Annotated in this window: 15 protein-coding genes; 3 read left to right on the plus strand and 12 right to left on the minus strand. The window is 69.0% G+C overall.

Translation table 11 applies throughout. The features are described 5' to 3' along the window. Positions 1-29 precede the first annotated feature (29 nt). A complete protein-coding gene (locus tag ACXKR8_RS26885; protein ID WP_462099868.1) occupies positions 30-1043 on the plus strand; it encodes a tyrosine-type recombinase/integrase in 1014 nt (337 codons plus the stop codon). Positions 1044-1363: 320 nt separating this feature from the next. Here ACXKR8_RS26885 and ACXKR8_RS26890 read toward each other — a convergent pair whose 3' ends face one another. From ACXKR8_RS26890 to ACXKR8_RS26910, 5 genes are all read right to left on the minus strand, one after another. Beyond that, the gene (locus tag ACXKR8_RS26890) at positions 1364-1966 is read right to left on the minus strand and encodes a hypothetical protein (RefSeq protein ID WP_458267151.1); all 603 of its coding nucleotides are present in this window, start codon (positions 1964-1966) and stop codon (positions 1364-1366) included. Between the two features lie 960 nt (positions 1967-2926). Next, a complete protein-coding gene (locus ACXKR8_RS26895) occupies positions 2927-3313 on the minus strand; it encodes a DUF6907 domain-containing protein (protein ID WP_458267153.1) in 387 nt (128 codons plus the stop codon). Between the two features lie 213 nt (positions 3314-3526). Then, on the minus strand, positions 3527-3883 hold the full coding sequence (locus ACXKR8_RS26900) for a hypothetical protein (protein ID WP_458267154.1): 357 nt from the start codon (positions 3881-3883) through the stop codon (positions 3527-3529). Beyond that, positions 3880-4077, minus strand: coding sequence for a hypothetical protein (locus tag ACXKR8_RS26905; protein WP_458267155.1), 198 nt, complete (start codon positions 4075-4077; stop codon positions 3880-3882). The genes ACXKR8_RS26900 and ACXKR8_RS26905 overlap by 4 nt, the downstream gene beginning before the upstream one ends. Further along, positions 4074-4454, minus strand: coding sequence for a hypothetical protein (locus tag ACXKR8_RS26910; RefSeq protein WP_458267156.1), 381 nt, complete (start codon positions 4452-4454; stop codon positions 4074-4076). Before ACXKR8_RS26910 ends, ACXKR8_RS26905 begins: the two co-directional genes overlap by 4 nt. A gap of 141 nt (positions 4455-4595) precedes the next feature. On the opposite strand from ACXKR8_RS26910, the gene ACXKR8_RS26915 reads away from it, so the two are divergent. Next, positions 4596-5351, plus strand: a complete 756-nt coding sequence (locus ACXKR8_RS26915) for a GntR family transcriptional regulator (protein ID WP_458267157.1) — start codon at positions 4596-4598, stop codon at positions 5349-5351. A gap of 422 nt (positions 5352-5773) precedes the next feature. Next, a complete protein-coding gene (locus ACXKR8_RS26920) occupies positions 5774-7036 on the plus strand; it encodes an IS4 family transposase (RefSeq protein WP_458267158.1) in 1263 nt (420 codons plus the stop codon). 200 nt (positions 7037-7236) lie between these two features. On the opposite strand, the gene ACXKR8_RS26925 is transcribed toward ACXKR8_RS26920, so the two are convergent. From ACXKR8_RS26925 to ACXKR8_RS26955, 7 genes are all read right to left on the minus strand, one after another. Further along, positions 7237-7458 carry a hypothetical protein gene (locus tag ACXKR8_RS26925; protein ID WP_458267159.1) on the minus strand — a complete coding sequence of 74 codons (222 nt, stop codon included), beginning with the start codon at positions 7456-7458 and terminating at the stop codon, positions 7237-7239. A 109-nt stretch (positions 7459-7567) separates the two neighbouring features. Further along, entirely contained in the window at positions 7568-7915 is a 348-nt protein-coding gene (locus ACXKR8_RS26930) for a hypothetical protein (protein WP_458267160.1), read from the minus strand. Positions 7916-9810: 1895 nt separating this feature from the next. Further along, positions 9811-11994 (minus strand): FtsK/SpoIIIE domain-containing protein, encoded by a 2184-nt coding sequence (locus ACXKR8_RS26935; RefSeq protein WP_458267161.1) that lies wholly within the window; start codon positions 11992-11994, stop codon positions 9811-9813. Continuing rightward, positions 11994-12194 (minus strand): hypothetical protein, encoded by a 201-nt coding sequence (locus ACXKR8_RS26940; protein ID WP_458267162.1) that lies wholly within the window; start codon positions 12192-12194, stop codon positions 11994-11996. Before ACXKR8_RS26940 ends, ACXKR8_RS26935 begins: the two co-directional genes overlap by 1 nt. 62 nt (positions 12195-12256) lie before the next feature. Continuing rightward, complete coding sequence (locus tag ACXKR8_RS26945; protein WP_458267163.1) at positions 12257-12496, minus strand: hypothetical protein; 240 nt, start codon at positions 12494-12496, stop codon at positions 12257-12259. Between the two features lie 5 nt (positions 12497-12501). Then, positions 12502-12669, minus strand: a complete 168-nt coding sequence (locus ACXKR8_RS26950; RefSeq protein WP_458267164.1) for a hypothetical protein — start codon at positions 12667-12669, stop codon at positions 12502-12504. Positions 12670-12740: 71 nt separating this feature from the next. Then, the gene (locus ACXKR8_RS26955) at positions 12741-13700 is read right to left on the minus strand and encodes a protein transporter Sec31 (RefSeq protein WP_458267165.1); all 960 of its coding nucleotides are present in this window, start codon (positions 13698-13700) and stop codon (positions 12741-12743) included. Positions 13701-13715: the final 15 nt, after the last annotated feature.

The raw sequence follows: 13715 nt of genomic DNA on the forward strand, positions 1-13715 counted from the left end.
AGAAGAATAATTACTGTTATCCTTCCCTTATGGATGCACCGTCAGATCGCGCCCTCTCCACCGAACTTGTGCCCCTTAATGCCGCCCCGGAGCGCTCGATCGAACTGGCGGACGCCGCGAAGGTCCGCACCGATCTCGAAGCCCACTACGGGGACGACCTCCCGAGTCTGGTCTCGCTCTGGATCATGTCGAAGCGGTCCGCGCACACCCGCCGCGCCTATGCCCGAGGCTTCCGCCGCTGGGACGAGTTCTGCCGGGCCGTCGACGTCCACCCGCTGCAGGCCCGCCGACCGCACGCGGACGCCTACATGCGCGGCTTGGAGCAGCAGGGCACGCCGAGCACGACCGTGGCGCACGCCCTGTCGACGGCCAGCTCGTTCTACAAGTACGCCGTCAGCATCGAGGCCACGGACCGGAACCCCTTCGCCGACGTCGACCGCCCCAACGTCGACCCCGACCACTCCGGTACGGAGGGGCTGACCGAGGCAGAGACGGCCCGGCTGATCGACGCCGCCCGCGCACTGTCGCCGAGGGCCTACGCCGTAGTGGTCGTCCTCTATACGCTCGGGCTGCGGGTCGACGGGGCGCTCGCCGCCGACGTGTCGTCCCTCGGGTACGACCGCGGGCATCGGACGTTGACCATCATCAAGAAGGGCGGGGCCGCGGCGAAGCTTCCGCTGCCGCCCATCACGGTCGACGCCCTCGACTCGTACCTCGACGGCCGTACCGAGGGCCCGCTGTTCACCACCCGGACCGGTCGGCGCCTGGCCGAGCCCGAGGTGTGGAAGCTGCTGCGGCGCCTGGCCAAGCGCGCCGGCCTGCCGCAGGTCGACTCGATCCACCCGCACGTTCTGCGGCACGGGTTCATCACCGACGCGCTCGACCAGGGCGTCCCGCTGCATGTCGTCCAGGACGCAGCCGGCCACAAGGATCCGAGGACGACACAGCGGTACAACCGGGCCCGCCGCCGTCTCGACGGACACCCCGCCTACACGGTCGGGGCTGCCATGGCTGAGCGACTACAGCACCGCGGCGAAGCCTAGGAGCCCCTCGGCGCCCGGTGGCAGCCTGATGCCGCTGGGCGCAGTGTTGTCGGAGGAGGTGGGCAGCATGGCGGGCTATTGGATCTACGCTGAGGGTAGGCCTGACGACGACACCGACGACGAGGGCATGTGGCACATCGCGAAGGACGGATCCCTCGTAGCCCTCTGCGGCAAGTCGTTGGCAAATATGAGGCGCTGGTCTCCCATGTCGGAGCGCGCTTGGGCGACATTGCCGGGGCCTCAGCACCTCTCTCCGAGCAACCGCTGTCCTGAGTGCACGGTGGGATGGGTTGGACGCCCGTCGACTGGGTCCTGATTTCTCAGCAGGCCGGCCCGACCGACACCTGTACCTTCTTGGGACGCTTCGCCGGGGTCGCGTCGGCGTTGTATCCAGGGTTGTCGCTCGCCCAGGCGGCCTCGGTGCAGTAGCCGGGCCCGGTCGGTGAGGTGTCCTGGATCATCGTGAACGTGCTCTCGCACGTCGCCAGGTTGTAGTTCCCGAGCACCTGGGCGTTGTTGGTCAGGGTGGGGGCGACGTACCAGACGATGACGTCCCGCTCTGGGCCGCAGCCGGTCGGTGACGGCTTAGCCTTGGCCGGCTTCGGCTTAGGCGTCGGGCTCGGGGTGGTGGGGCTCGGCTTGGGCGTCGGGCTGGCCGTCGTCGGTGCCGGGGTCGGTGATGGCGACGGAGCTGGCGGGCTGCTGCTCGCAGTGGCGATAGCGACCGCCGACTGAGTGACCGCGATCGGAGTGGTCGCCGCGGTCTTCTTCTGCGGGTCGACGGCGGCGCTGATGCCGCCGATGACGATCAGGGCGAGGAGGATGCTGCCGCATCCGATCCCGGCGATCTTCAGCTTCCGGCGGCCGGAGACCTGGCGCGGTGGTGGTGGCTGCCAGGCAGGCGGTTGGGTCGGGTTGGTCATGGCGCTGGTCCCCCTGGGTGGTTGGGAGCCCAGCGTTCCAGTGCGCGCCTTGGTGACTACGCAGTACGACCGATCCGTTACCGGAGGTTCGGGCCGTAACGGACGGCGTCGACCGTATGGCCGTTACGGCTACTGCTGCTGTGCGTGTCGCCTCAGCTTCGCCAACAAGCTCCGGATGTCCGCCAAGCTCGTAGCAACGTCGGCGGCCCAGAGTTGCGCCTGCTCGGCCGTGGTCGTGTCGTCCAACTCAGCCCGGCGCAGCCCATCGGTGAGGCCGGACAGGGCGGCTACGCCCTTTGCAATGTTCCTCGCCCCCTCCTTGCGCCTCCTTGGGGCACTGCTCGGAGGTGCTTCGACAACCGTTACAGCGGGGGCGGCCTTCCGCTGCCGGTACGCCTTCTGGCGGCACGCCGAGCCGCAGAACCGCGAGTCGGCCCGGCCGGTGGTGATGGGCTTCCCGCAGCCCTGGCACGGGTCCTCGCTGCCCTGGTTGCCGTTACGGGTACGCGTAAGGCTGGTTGAGCATGTTCGGGAGCAGGTGACGCGCTTCAGCAGCGGGTCAGCGCCCCGCACGACCAGCCGACCGCAGCCGGCGCACTCTGCGGCAGGCAGGGGCTTCCCGCGCCCCACCAGGTCCTGCCAGCGGAAGCCGCTGCTCTCGCGCAGGCTGGCGAGCTTCGTCAGGCCGGTCTCAGGGTCCGGGCCGCCAGCGGTGTAGCAGTCTGTGCAGATGCCGAACTGGCCGCTGGACCACCTGCGGCCGTGCCTCTGGGAGCCGGTGACGAGGTAGAGCGGGCCGTCGATCGGCTCGGAGCACATGGGGCAATCGTCTTCACTCATAGGCGTAACGCTACCGGGAGATTCCTCACCTGTACCCGTAACATCCAAAGCGGGGGCCCTGCTCGACCTCGGCCAGGACCCCCGCGCGCAGCCTACGGGCCTGTCACGGCAGGCCGGGTATCAGTCCCTCATGGTCGGGTCGCCCGGATCATTCGCCCGGATCTCGACCAGCTGTGCAGCGAGCCACCGCAGCTTCGGCAGGTAGCCCTCAAGGGCGGCGGCGAGGCGCTCGATGTCCTCGGGCTCCATCTCCACTCCGCCCATGCTGAGGTCCATGGAGATGTACGCCTTGCGTCGCTCGGGGTCGGATGCCCTTGGGTACTGGACGATGACGGCCTCGGCGATCTCGTACCGGAAGTCGTTGACGACGAGCTCCGCCTTCAGCGGGAGCGTCTCGTGGAACTGCGAGATGCCCCACTGCTCGCCGCCCTCGGCGTGGATGCCGTCGCACCACGGCGGGCACGGGCCCAGGGTCTCCATCGGCGTCGAGGGCGGGCGGTTGGCCATCGGGTACTCCTCGTACAGGGGCGAGGCCCTGACGGTGGATAAGCGAACACCGTCAGGGCCGGTCGGCACCGCCCGTACCCGTGGCCTCCCCAGACTTTTCACTGGGTACGGGCGGCTGTTGGACACCGTCCGGGTGCCGCTGGGGAGCATGACCCACCCGGACGGTGGTAGCGCCCCGCCCGGCCGAAGGGGGTTCAACAGCCGGGCGGGAACTCAGGAGGCGTCGCCGTCGAGCGGCTCGGCCGGCAGGGGACGCTGCGGATTGCGGCAGCACGCCAGGCAGCGGACCACGACCGCACCGGCACCGATGTCGCCCTGTATCTCAGCGACGACCCGACCCCGCGGCGTCCACTCCCTGCAGGCGTGGCAGTAGCCAGCCGCCGGCTGCGCGCCCTCGACGCCACCGGAGATCAGGACCAGGTCGCCCATGAACTCGGGATAGCAGTCCTGGTGATCCAGGGCGACGGCCTTGGAAGCGGGGTCGCCGAGCACCAGACGCGCGCGCAGGCCCTCGGCCGGGTGCTGGCAGTAGCTGCACTGCCTGGCGGCCGTGATGGTCGGGGCGGTCACTGCTGGACCTCGGCAATGTCCTCGATGATCTGCAGTACCGAGTACAGCGAGCTGGTCAGCGCCCCGGTGGTGAGCACCAGGTCGGCGCCCTTCGCGGTGCTGTAGTCCAACTGCTGGGCCTGCAGCAGATCATTGAGCGCGACCTTGACGCGGAACGTCTGGGTGGCGTCGAGCTTGACCTTCTCCTCGCTCACGGCCGCGCCCCGATCCTGGCCTCGGCCCAGACGGTGCGGTCCTCGTCCTGGGCGCCGCGGACCAGGGCCAGGCCCTGGACGATGCCGATGCCCTGCCGGGCCCGCAGGGGCAGCGGATGGGGGCCGGTGGCGTAGATACGGACGCGGGGCCCGTCGGTCGATACGGTCATTTCGATCTTCCCCGGACGTGTGGCGAGTACGGCGATGAACAGCTCGTCAGCGAGGAGCACCAGGTCGTCGATCTGCTCGGCGCCTGCTGCTAAGCCCTCGTCGTCGGCGTGCTCGCGGATCCGCGTCCGCACCCATTTCCGCAGCTGCGGGGCCTGGTCGGCCTGCCCTGGGTAGGGCATCCGCCAGGTGTGGCCGGCGCTGGGCATGGGTGTGACCCTCCGCATCCATTGCGAGTACGCAACGTGCTGTTGTGTACTCAGAATGTCGTCAGGCTTGGGGTTGGTCAACCATGCGAGGCAGTATTGCGAGTACAGAAACGAACGATCATCCGAGAGAGAGGCGTCGGCGTGACGCAAGACCAGCGGCCCGAATACCTCCGCATCGCCGCTGAACTGCGGGAAGCCATCACCAATGGCACCTACGCCCCAGGGGATCAACTCCCCACGCTCCCATCCCTCGCACAGCAGTACGGGGTGTCGGACACCACCGTCCGCAACGCCGTCGCCGTCCTGCGCAACGACGGCCTCGTCGAGTCACGCACCCGCGCCGGCACCCGGGTCCGTGAGCGCCCCGCGATCCACCGCATGGCCGCCGACCGCTACAAGACCACCTCGGCACCCTCGACGGCCTTCACCGTCGACCAGGGCGCGGAGTGGTCCGAGTACCACCTCGGGAAGCGCTTCGAGAAGGTCAAGGCCACCGACGAGCTGGCGATCCTGTTCGAGGTCGAGCCCGGGGAGCAGCTCCTCGCACGGCACTTCGTGTTCTTCGACAAGGGCGTCGCCACCCAGATGTCGACCTCGTATGTGCGCTGGTCCGACGTGAAGAACAGCCCGATCGTCGACCCGATCAACGAGCCCTGGCCCGGCGGCACCCGCGCGCAGCTGGCCACTGTCGGCATCGTCGTGGCCAGGATCGAGGAGTCGTTCACCACCGCCATGCCCACCGAGGCCGAGGCCACCACCCTGGTCATCGGCGCCGGCATCCCGGTCCTGCGCTGGACCCGCCGGATGCTGACCGCCGAGGGCCGGGTCGTCGAGGTCGCACACCCGATGGTCCGCCGCGGCGACACCACCGTCGTCGACTTCGCCTTCGAGGTGTAGGTGTGTGATTCGCGGTTATTTTATTACGCGATCTGCTACACCTCGGCGGTGGGCTGCGAGTTCACGGCCTGCCGGGTGAAGGGCCCGTTCTGGTCCGGACCCTTTCGTTGACGTCACCGACATGGTCCGGCTGATTCTTGAGGTTGGCCTCAAAGATGCAGGCCAGCCCGATCGTCAGGGGATCGCCTGAGGTTTTTACCCGTGACCGTGAAAACTCCGGCATGGGTGATCATCCCCAACACCACCAGTAGTGGGATTGGTCTGCAGGGCGTCCATGCTGTGGACCCCCTTGCGGGTCCGCGGCTCGGACCCGCAGCGGGCCGCCATCCGCCTTCGTAACGCAGGCGGTTGGCCGTCGCCAAAGGGTAGGGACTAGCTCCAATGGTGTTGCTTTTGCTGACTTCTTGGGCATTCATGCAGGTATGCGTGAGATCGGGGATGTTGGTTCGGGCTTGGGGGCGTTGACGCAGTGGTGTCCCCCGTCGTTGGTGGACAGGGTCATCGAGCGATGCGGACGGACGGAGGTGCGCCGTCGTCGGCTGTCGGCGCGTTCGATGGTCTTCTTCGAGTTGGCGCGCTGCCTGTACCCAGACGAGGGGTACCGCCAGGTCTTCGAGGAACTCACCTGCGGGGAAGGCGAGTTAGTATCCGAGCTGCCGAACAAGTCGTCGTTGTGCCGGGCTCGCCGGCGTCTGGGTCCGCGCGTGCTGCGGGAACTGTTCCGCGAGGTGGCGGGGCCCATGGCCCAGGAGGACAGCTGCCCCTCGGCGTTCTGGCGGGGGCTGCGCGTGCAGGCACTGGACGCGACCTTGCTGGATCTGGCGGACACGCCCGAGAACGAGCGGGCGTTCGGCCGCCCGACCGCCGTGCACGGGACCAGCGCGTATCCGCAGGCCAAGGTGATGGCCATGGTGGAGTGCGGCAGTCGGGCCGTGGTGGACGCGGTGGTCGGCGGCTACCGCGACGCGGAGGCGGAACTGGCTCTGGACCTGGTCGAGTCGGCCGGTCCCGGCACGCTGGTGCTGGGCGACCGCAACTTCATGGGCACCCGTCTGTGGTCCGCGTTCCGCGAGGGCGGCGCGCAGTTGCTATGGCGGCTGAAGAAGAACGTTGCCCGCAGCGAGTGCCGGGAGTTGGGAGACGGCAGCTACCTCGCCGTCGTCGGCACGGACAGCAAACGCCGGGCTGAGCTCCGGCGCAAGGGCATTGAGATCCCCGTCCGGATCGAGGTCCGCGTCATCGAGTACACCCTGGACGGCGAGGAGGAGGTCTACCGGCTGGCGACCTCACTCCTGGATCCCGCTACCGCCCCGGCCGCCGAACTCGCTGCTCTGTATCACTGGCGTTGGCAGGTAGAGACCATTTTCTCCGAGCTCAAGATCGTCCAGCGGACCTCGCGGACCGTCCTGCGGTCGCAGCACCCCGATGGCGTCCTGCAGGAGATCTGGGCCAACCTGACTGTGCATCACCTCACCCGCGACCTGATCCACCACGCCGCGACCGTAGTGGCGCCGATACCGCTGGACCCCGACCGGATCTCCTTCCGCCGGGCCCAGCACTTGGTCCGACGCTCTCTCGCCGAGTCCCTTTCCCCCCTGCGGACCCGAGCCGCTCGCGCAGCGGGCCGCCGCCCGGCTCGCGGCCAGGCCCAGCGCGAAGCGCGCCCCCCGCAACTACCCGCGTGAACTGAAAGTCACCCAGCCCCGATACCCCAAGCGCTCCGCCGCGCCCACGCACCGCCACCGGCAGGGGCTGGTTCGGGCCCGCGAACACCCGGTTGGCGTGTGGTAACTGATACGGCACCCCCAGGTGGGTGGATCGGGTTCCGTCCGGGGGCGCCGGGTGCGGTCAGGTCCAGCTGATGACGAGGTAGCCGTTGTCGCCGTCACCGGCGCTGGTCGGTGTCCTGGCGTCCCCGGCGCTCTGGCCGGTGCCGCCGGTTCCGTGTCCCGTGGGGTCGGGGCAGGTCGCGGACGTGGGCGGTGCCGCCTCCGGCGCCGCCTCTGCCGCCGGCCCCGCCCCGGGCCTCGATGAGCAACGTGGCCTCGGTCGCGGCGGAGGCGTTGAACAGGGCGGTGCAGCCGCCCCCTCCCCCTCCTACGCCCATGCCCGCGATGCTGGCGGGCTGCTTGCCGGGGGCGCCGTGGCCACGCAGGCCCCCTGCCGTTGTTCTGGGAGACGGTTCCGAAGCAGGCTATCCGTGCGGTGGACAGCCTCTACTTAGGGGCGTACCAAGCCGCGATGACCATTTTGGCTTCGCGTTGGTCGGTAGAACAGGTGAACGTCACTGTGGAGGAGCCTGCAGTCGTCACCAGCCATCCGTGGACGGGTCCGGGACTAGTATCGATCTCTTGATGGAGTGGACCGTTGTCGCCGGAGAGCCACAGGTGGGCTTGGCGTTGGTCAGGGGTAGGTGCTGGATCAGCTAGGCCGGCCTTGAGATGCATCGTGGGGTTCTGGCCTGTATTGAAGGTGATCGAGGCCGGTGTTGTCCCGCACTGCAAGGTGATGGCGATCGTGAAGTGGTCGTGAGCGACCGTCACCGGGCCGACCGAGTACTTCATCGACGGGCTGACGCTGACCGGCTTGAGGGATGCGAGATATTGCGTGGGTGATGAGACCGGTTGGGCTGGGGCCACCGGGACGGTAGAGGTAGGCATCGCTGTTGCGCTCGGGCTCTGGGGGATACACCTGTTGCCGAGGCAGTTGGCGTTGCGCTCACACTCGCGGAGGGCGCTGGTGTTGCCGTGGCAGTTGCTGTTGCGCTCACACTCGGAGAGGGCGCTGGTGTCGCTGAGGTGGCAACGGCTGGTCGGCCCGTACCTATGAGGCCTTCGGCTTTTGCTACGCACCCTCCGATGAGTGCTAGCAAGGCTATGACCGCGACCATCAACGCTGAGAGGGCATTGGTGGTCTGCGTGGCCCTTTCCACGATCCTCGGCGCTGCGGAGGAGTCAGGTGGTGACGTGGCCGGGTCCGATGTAGCAGAGGGGTCCGGTAACCCGGAAGGATCTGGCGTAGCGGAAGGATCCGCCGAGGGGTCCGTACTCATTGCGCTGGTTCTCTCTCGCGTAGCCCTGTAAGGCGACGATCAGCCTGCAAGCTGCACCAAACTACTTCGAGCATGCGCGAATTGGGCGATTCTGGGCGGCAGCGATACGTGTCTTCCGGGCAACTCGGCCCTCTACCTCGGGCACCATCCGCCCGATCCGTGCTCAGAACCCTCAAAAGCAACGCCATTGGGACTAGCTCCCACCCTTGGAGGCGGACGGCCCGTCCGCCTGAAGCCCGCCGAAGGTCGCAGGGTGCATCTCTCGACGGCGGTACGCGCCAGTGCGTACCAGGCGTGGCTCTCCCGGTAGCGGGAAAAATGAGCTGACCTGCACGGTCGTAACGGCCGTGCAGCCTGGACGTGTGTACCGCACGTCCAGGTCGCGACCGCTGTTATGGAGGGGGTACTCCAACTTGCGTACCCCTTGATCACGTTCGGGGCGCGCCGAAGATCACGCGGCGAGACCCTCGCGCTGCAGGTCTCGACCAGGGTGGCGCCCCGGCCGGTCAGCGGATTGGGCTGACCAGGTCTCCCGGTTCCGTCTACACCTTGGACGGAACCCTCTGCGCTCTGCAGGAAGGGTCCGCACATCCTGCGGACCCTTTGCGACGCTCGCGGACGGCGTCGCAAACGGTACCCAGATTGCGGGTACCCCTGACTGACCTTCACCGCGAGGGCCGGTCGCACCGAAGGGGCTCGGTACAGGCAACACCCTTTTGCGGTGGCCACCTTGGCCAGCTCAACCACGGTCATGACGGCCGCGGTTTGCTTCCGTCAACCTGACGGAAGCAACCGTGGTCGTGCTGCCATGGTTGAGCCCGTCAGATTGACGGTCTCAGATTGCTGCCAGCGCGAAGATCACCGAAGCGGCCATTTGCGGCACCCTCGACGGGTGCCACAACCATGGGGTGCTGCCCCACGGGTGCCAGGTCCCAGCAGGACCTGGCAAATCCAGTCGTGAACGTCTCGGTCACAACAGCCCCGAGCAGTCGTTTTCCCCGATCCGGGAAGTGGTGCCGCCCCAGTTGTGGTCATCCCGCCTACAACTGCCCGGCAGTCGTAGGCATATCGCAACGACTGGATCCGCGGCGAGGGTGACTTGAAGTCACTCTCGAACCGGCGGGACCGAGGTGGTCACGGCGACCAGCTCGGCGGGGTTCTCCACAGTGTGGATAACCCCTGTGGACAAGTGTTCGAATAGCTCGACAGGGGTCTTACTGAGACCTCAGTGGCGAGGGGCGCGCGAGTTTGCGTACCCCCGTGGAGGGGCCTCAGGGGCCCTTCCGGCGGCTCTCGCCCGTGACCCGAAACCCGATATCAGTGCAGCTCAGAACGCTGATCACCCCGATATCGGGGTCGAAACCGGTTTCGGGCCGAGGTGAAACCACGACCCGGCCCGAAACCGGGTCAGGAGTCCGGCTCGTCGTCCTCGTCGAGGCCGTCCGCAGGCTCCGGCAGGTCGGCGAACCGCACACCCTTGGCGCCGCCGCAGCAGTCCCGGATGGTGATCTGCATGGTCCGGATGCCGTGCGGCTTCAGCGCCGCCGACAAGGTCGTCGAGCTGGCCGCGCGAGCCTCGCGGATCTCGTCCGGGGTCATCGCCTCGACGGGCTTGTCCGTCTCCACCCAGGGCCCGTACAGCTCGGGCCGGTATGCGGCGAGGGAGTCGACCAGGCGGTGGGAGTGGACGGCGTCGGCGCCGTCGGGCCAGATCGCCCGCAGGTGGTCCGCGACGGTCTCCAGGGCGACGGTCTCCACGGTCTGGCCGATCGCCTCACCGGACAGGGTGCCGGCGGCGATCCGCAGCGCCAGGGCCCGCTTGCCGACGTCCTCGGCCTCGGTCTGCTTGATGAACGCCGCCCGCACGGTAAGGCCCTCCCGGCCGCGGGCGAGGATCCCGGTGCCCTGCTCGCTCACCGAGATCTCCGTCGCCCGCATCCCGCGCTCATGGGCACCGGTACCGAGGACGTTGTTGTTGGCCCGCCAGTCCATTACCGCCAGGCACAGCCGGGTCCCGACCGAGCTGGACACCGAGGACGGCAGGGAAGGGGCGTCGGGGTTCTGGGTGAGCAGGATCAGGATGACCCCGTAGGCCCGGCCCTTCTTGATGAGCTTCGTGCAGAGGGCCGCGGCCTCGTCCTTGTAGTCGGCGTGGGTGAACAGCTCCTGCGCCTCGTCGATGACGATGACCCGCGGCCCGAGGTTCTGCTCGGGGTACCGCTCCTCCAACTGCCGGGTGACCCGGCGCCCGTCCGGGGTCTCGGACGACGGCAGGGACTTGACGAACTTCGCGCGGCGGCGCTGCTCGACGATCCCGGCGCGGAGCCCGTTGATCGCGGCTTCCAGGTCTTCGTCGTCGTCGCCACTGACGTACCGGTGGCAGACGGGGCGGGTGGCGTCGAGGTCGCCGGAACCCTTGAGTTCGTAGATCCACAGCTCGGCCGTCGGGTCCAGCGCCACACCGAGGACGATCGCCAGCGCGCAGCTGGTCTTCCCGGAGCCGGGAATGCCGCCGACCAGCAGGTTCGAGTACATCAGGGTGATGGTGACGAGGTTGCCGCGCGGGTCGAAGCCGAACGGCAGCGGCGCGAACACGTCGGCCTGGCCCTTCGACATCAGGGGCCAGAGCTTGCGCGGTGCCTTGGCGGGGTCCTGCTGGGCGACCCACAGGACCAGGCGCCCGGGGTGGGCGTCGCGGTCCACGTCGGGCCACACAGTAGACACTGGCCGGCGCATCGCCGCGGCCAGAGCCGAGCGCTTCTCCAGCACCTTGACCGCCTCGATGCCGGGCGGGAGGTCGACTTCGGCGCGCCAGCCGGGGCCGTCGCGCTGGACCTCGGCGGCGAACGAGATCCCGCTGCGGCCCTTCTTGTCGCCGATCCCGATCGCGGCCAGGGCGTCGAAGACCTCGGTGGAGTCCAGCGGCCGGAGCGAACGCGTCGTCACGTACCGGGTCAGGACCGGCTTGTCGGCCTTACCGCCCTTCAGGCCGAGCAGCGCCAGCGCGCCCATGGTCCCGGCGGCAAGGTCGGCGGCGGGCACGGTGAACCAGGCGACGGCCCCGGTCGCGAGCAGGGTGACCGCCGCGGCGATCGAGGCCAGGCGCCGCGGACGCACCCGGCGGGAGTGCTCGCGGGACAGCGTGACCCAGGCGGTGACGTCCCCGTCGACGGCGGCCTTGGCGGTGACCGGGCGGGCCTGCACGTCGGCCACCCACCGGGCCCACAGGGCCAGCAGCCGGCCCGCGCCGCGCGGGGACTGCCCGATCAGCCGGGCGGTGTACAGCGGTGCCCGGACGGTGTGGAAGGTGGCGTAGTGCAGGTAGTACGAGGTCGCCCACTTCACCGCGTCGGCCAGCTGCGAGCCGCTGCGCAGGTAGGCGGGGATGATCGGCTGGGCGTCGGCGAGGTAGGCGCGCTTGTCCTGCAGCCACGCCCCGGCCGCGGCTGCGGTGTCGGGCTTGTCGACGGGGATCGGCGTGACGTCGGGCTCGCGCTCGAAGACGTCGCCGGTCTCGGTGCGCCCGACCTTGATGAGCTTGACGGTCTGGGCGGTTCCGTTGACGGTCGGGTGGTCGGTGTCGAGGCTCATCAGCGGTTCCGAATCTGCATGGTGGGGTGGGTGGCGCGCCAGCCGATGACGCCGAGCAGGACCAGCAGCAGCGCGGCCGGCTGGGTGGCGATCCACGGCAGCGCCGCGGTGGCGGCCGGGGTCAGGACGGTGCGCAGGTTGTAGGCGAGCAGGAGCAGCAGGCCGAGGATCAGGTACGTGGAGGGGCGGAGCTGGGGCATGGCGGTACCTCCGGGACGGGGCCGGGCAGCGCGGCGGCTGCCCGGCCGGGGCGTGATGTGGCTCAGTGGCCGATGCAGCCGTCGTGGCTGCGGCGCGGGCAGGCGTCCCGCCGCTCCTGGATGAGGGCGTGCCAGTCGGCGTCGGCCGCCGCTCCCTCGTCGAGGTGGCGCTGATGGCGAGCGGCCTTCTCCTGTTCACGGACCCGCGCGAGGGTGAGGGCTGCGTCTGCTGCCACGTAGCGGGCGGTTTCGGTCTCGGTGCTGCTCTCGCGGTTCGGGGAGAGGAAGCCGAAGAGGCTCATGGCGGTCAGCCCTTCTTCTCGGCGGCGTCGCGGGCGGCGAAGCCGGCGTTGATCCGGTCGAGCGAGTCGGTGAGCGTCTGCCAGGCCTGCGGCGAGGCGGTCACGGTGGCGGTGAAGTCGACGCTGGTGCTCTCGGGCTCGGGGTCGAGGGTGGGGCGGGTGTTCTCGGACATGGCTGGGCTCCTGTCTCAAGGTGATTTGCGGCAAATCAGGCGTGACGGAATGCGTTACGAAATTCGGGGGGTCAGGCGGCGGTGACGCGGCGCAGGATCCGGGTGACGCTGTCCCGGTTGACGTCCGGCCCGTGGACGGCCTGGACGCTGGAGAGAACCGCGTCCTGGTCCCGGACACCGATCCGGACAAGCCCGCGAACGGTGTCCGTCACGGCCTTCTCAGCGGACCCGTTTTCCTTGGGGGAACTGTGTCCGGACAAGTCCGCGACCGTGTCCGCCGACACCTCGATGCCGACCCGGGCCAGCTGCTCGACGATCTCGTCGGGGGTGGCGTCGGGCATCGTCTCGACGGCCGCGCGAACAGCACTGCGGACCGTGGCATCGGCGTGCCCGGAGTGGTCCGTGACCCGGTTGACGGTGACGCGGGCCGGTGCGGGCGGGAGTGCGTCCTCGGCGCGGGCGAGCTGGCGGCGGATGGCCACCATGGCCAGCTGTGCGCCGGCCTGGGCCGTGCGCTTGTCGACCCACTGTTGGGTGAGCGGGTCGAAGCGCTTGGCGTGGTGGTGCATCAGCAGCGTCCAGGCCCCTTTGGCGAGGGCGGACACGAACGCCCCGACGACACCAGCGGCAAGGTGGTGGGTGATCTGCCCGTGCACGATCACGGCGGTCATCGCCAGGGCCAGGGCGAGGTACCCGCCGATGCGGGGCAGCCACACCTTCTTGCGGTCGTACCGGGCGAGCCACTCGAAGCCGAGGGCAAGGATCCACGAGAGGTCGAACGCCAATGCGGCGATGTAGGCGACGGCGGCGGTCACGGTCATGGACAGCAGGCCGCCGACGCTGGTGGTGGACCAGATGACCGAGGCGGTCACCAGGGCCGCGGCTACGCCGGTCGCACCGGCCAGGACGATCTGATCCCAGTCCCTGGGCTCCACCGGAACGTGGACCTGGTAGGGCTGTTCGGCCTGGACGGTCTCCCCGTCGATGGTGATCGGGACGGTGCGCATCAGGGTCTTGAGCTGGGTTTTCATGGTGGACTCCAAGGA

The organism is Streptacidiphilus sp. PAMC 29251 (assembly GCF_054208735.2).

Coding starts and splice junctions, on each gene's coding strand:
- ACXKR8_RS26885 (WP_462099868.1), top strand. CDS start 30: ATGGATGCACCGTCAGATCGCGCCCTCTCCACCGAACTTGTGCCCCTT.
- ACXKR8_RS26890 (WP_458267151.1), bottom strand. CDS start 1,966: ATGACCAACCCGACCCAACCGCCTGCCTGGCAGCCACCACCACCGCGC.
- ACXKR8_RS26895 (WP_458267153.1), bottom strand. CDS start 3,313: ATGGCCAACCGCCCGCCCTCGACGCCGATGGAGACCCTGGGCCCGTGC.
- ACXKR8_RS26910 (WP_458267156.1), bottom strand. CDS start 4,454: ATGCCCAGCGCCGGCCACACCTGGCGGATGCCCTACCCAGGGCAGGCC.
- ACXKR8_RS26920 (WP_458267158.1), top strand. CDS start 5,774: ATGCGTGAGATCGGGGATGTTGGTTCGGGCTTGGGGGCGTTGACGCAG.
- ACXKR8_RS26925 (WP_458267159.1), bottom strand. CDS start 7,458: ATGGGCGTAGGAGGGGGAGGGGGCGGCTGCACCGCCCTGTTCAACGCC.
- ACXKR8_RS26930 (WP_458267160.1), bottom strand. CDS start 7,915: ATGAAGTACTCGGTCGGCCCGGTGACGGTCGCTCACGACCACTTCACG.
- ACXKR8_RS26935 (WP_458267161.1), bottom strand. CDS start 11,994: ATGAGCCTCGACACCGACCACCCGACCGTCAACGGAACCGCCCAGACC.
- ACXKR8_RS26940 (WP_458267162.1), bottom strand. CDS start 12,194: ATGCCCCAGCTCCGCCCCTCCACGTACCTGATCCTCGGCCTGCTGCTC.
- ACXKR8_RS26945 (WP_458267163.1), bottom strand. CDS start 12,496: ATGAGCCTCTTCGGCTTCCTCTCCCCGAACCGCGAGAGCAGCACCGAG.
- ACXKR8_RS26950 (WP_458267164.1), bottom strand. CDS start 12,669: ATGTCCGAGAACACCCGCCCCACCCTCGACCCCGAGCCCGAGAGCACC.
- ACXKR8_RS26955 (WP_458267165.1), bottom strand. CDS start 13,700: ATGAAAACCCAGCTCAAGACCCTGATGCGCACCGTCCCGATCACCATC.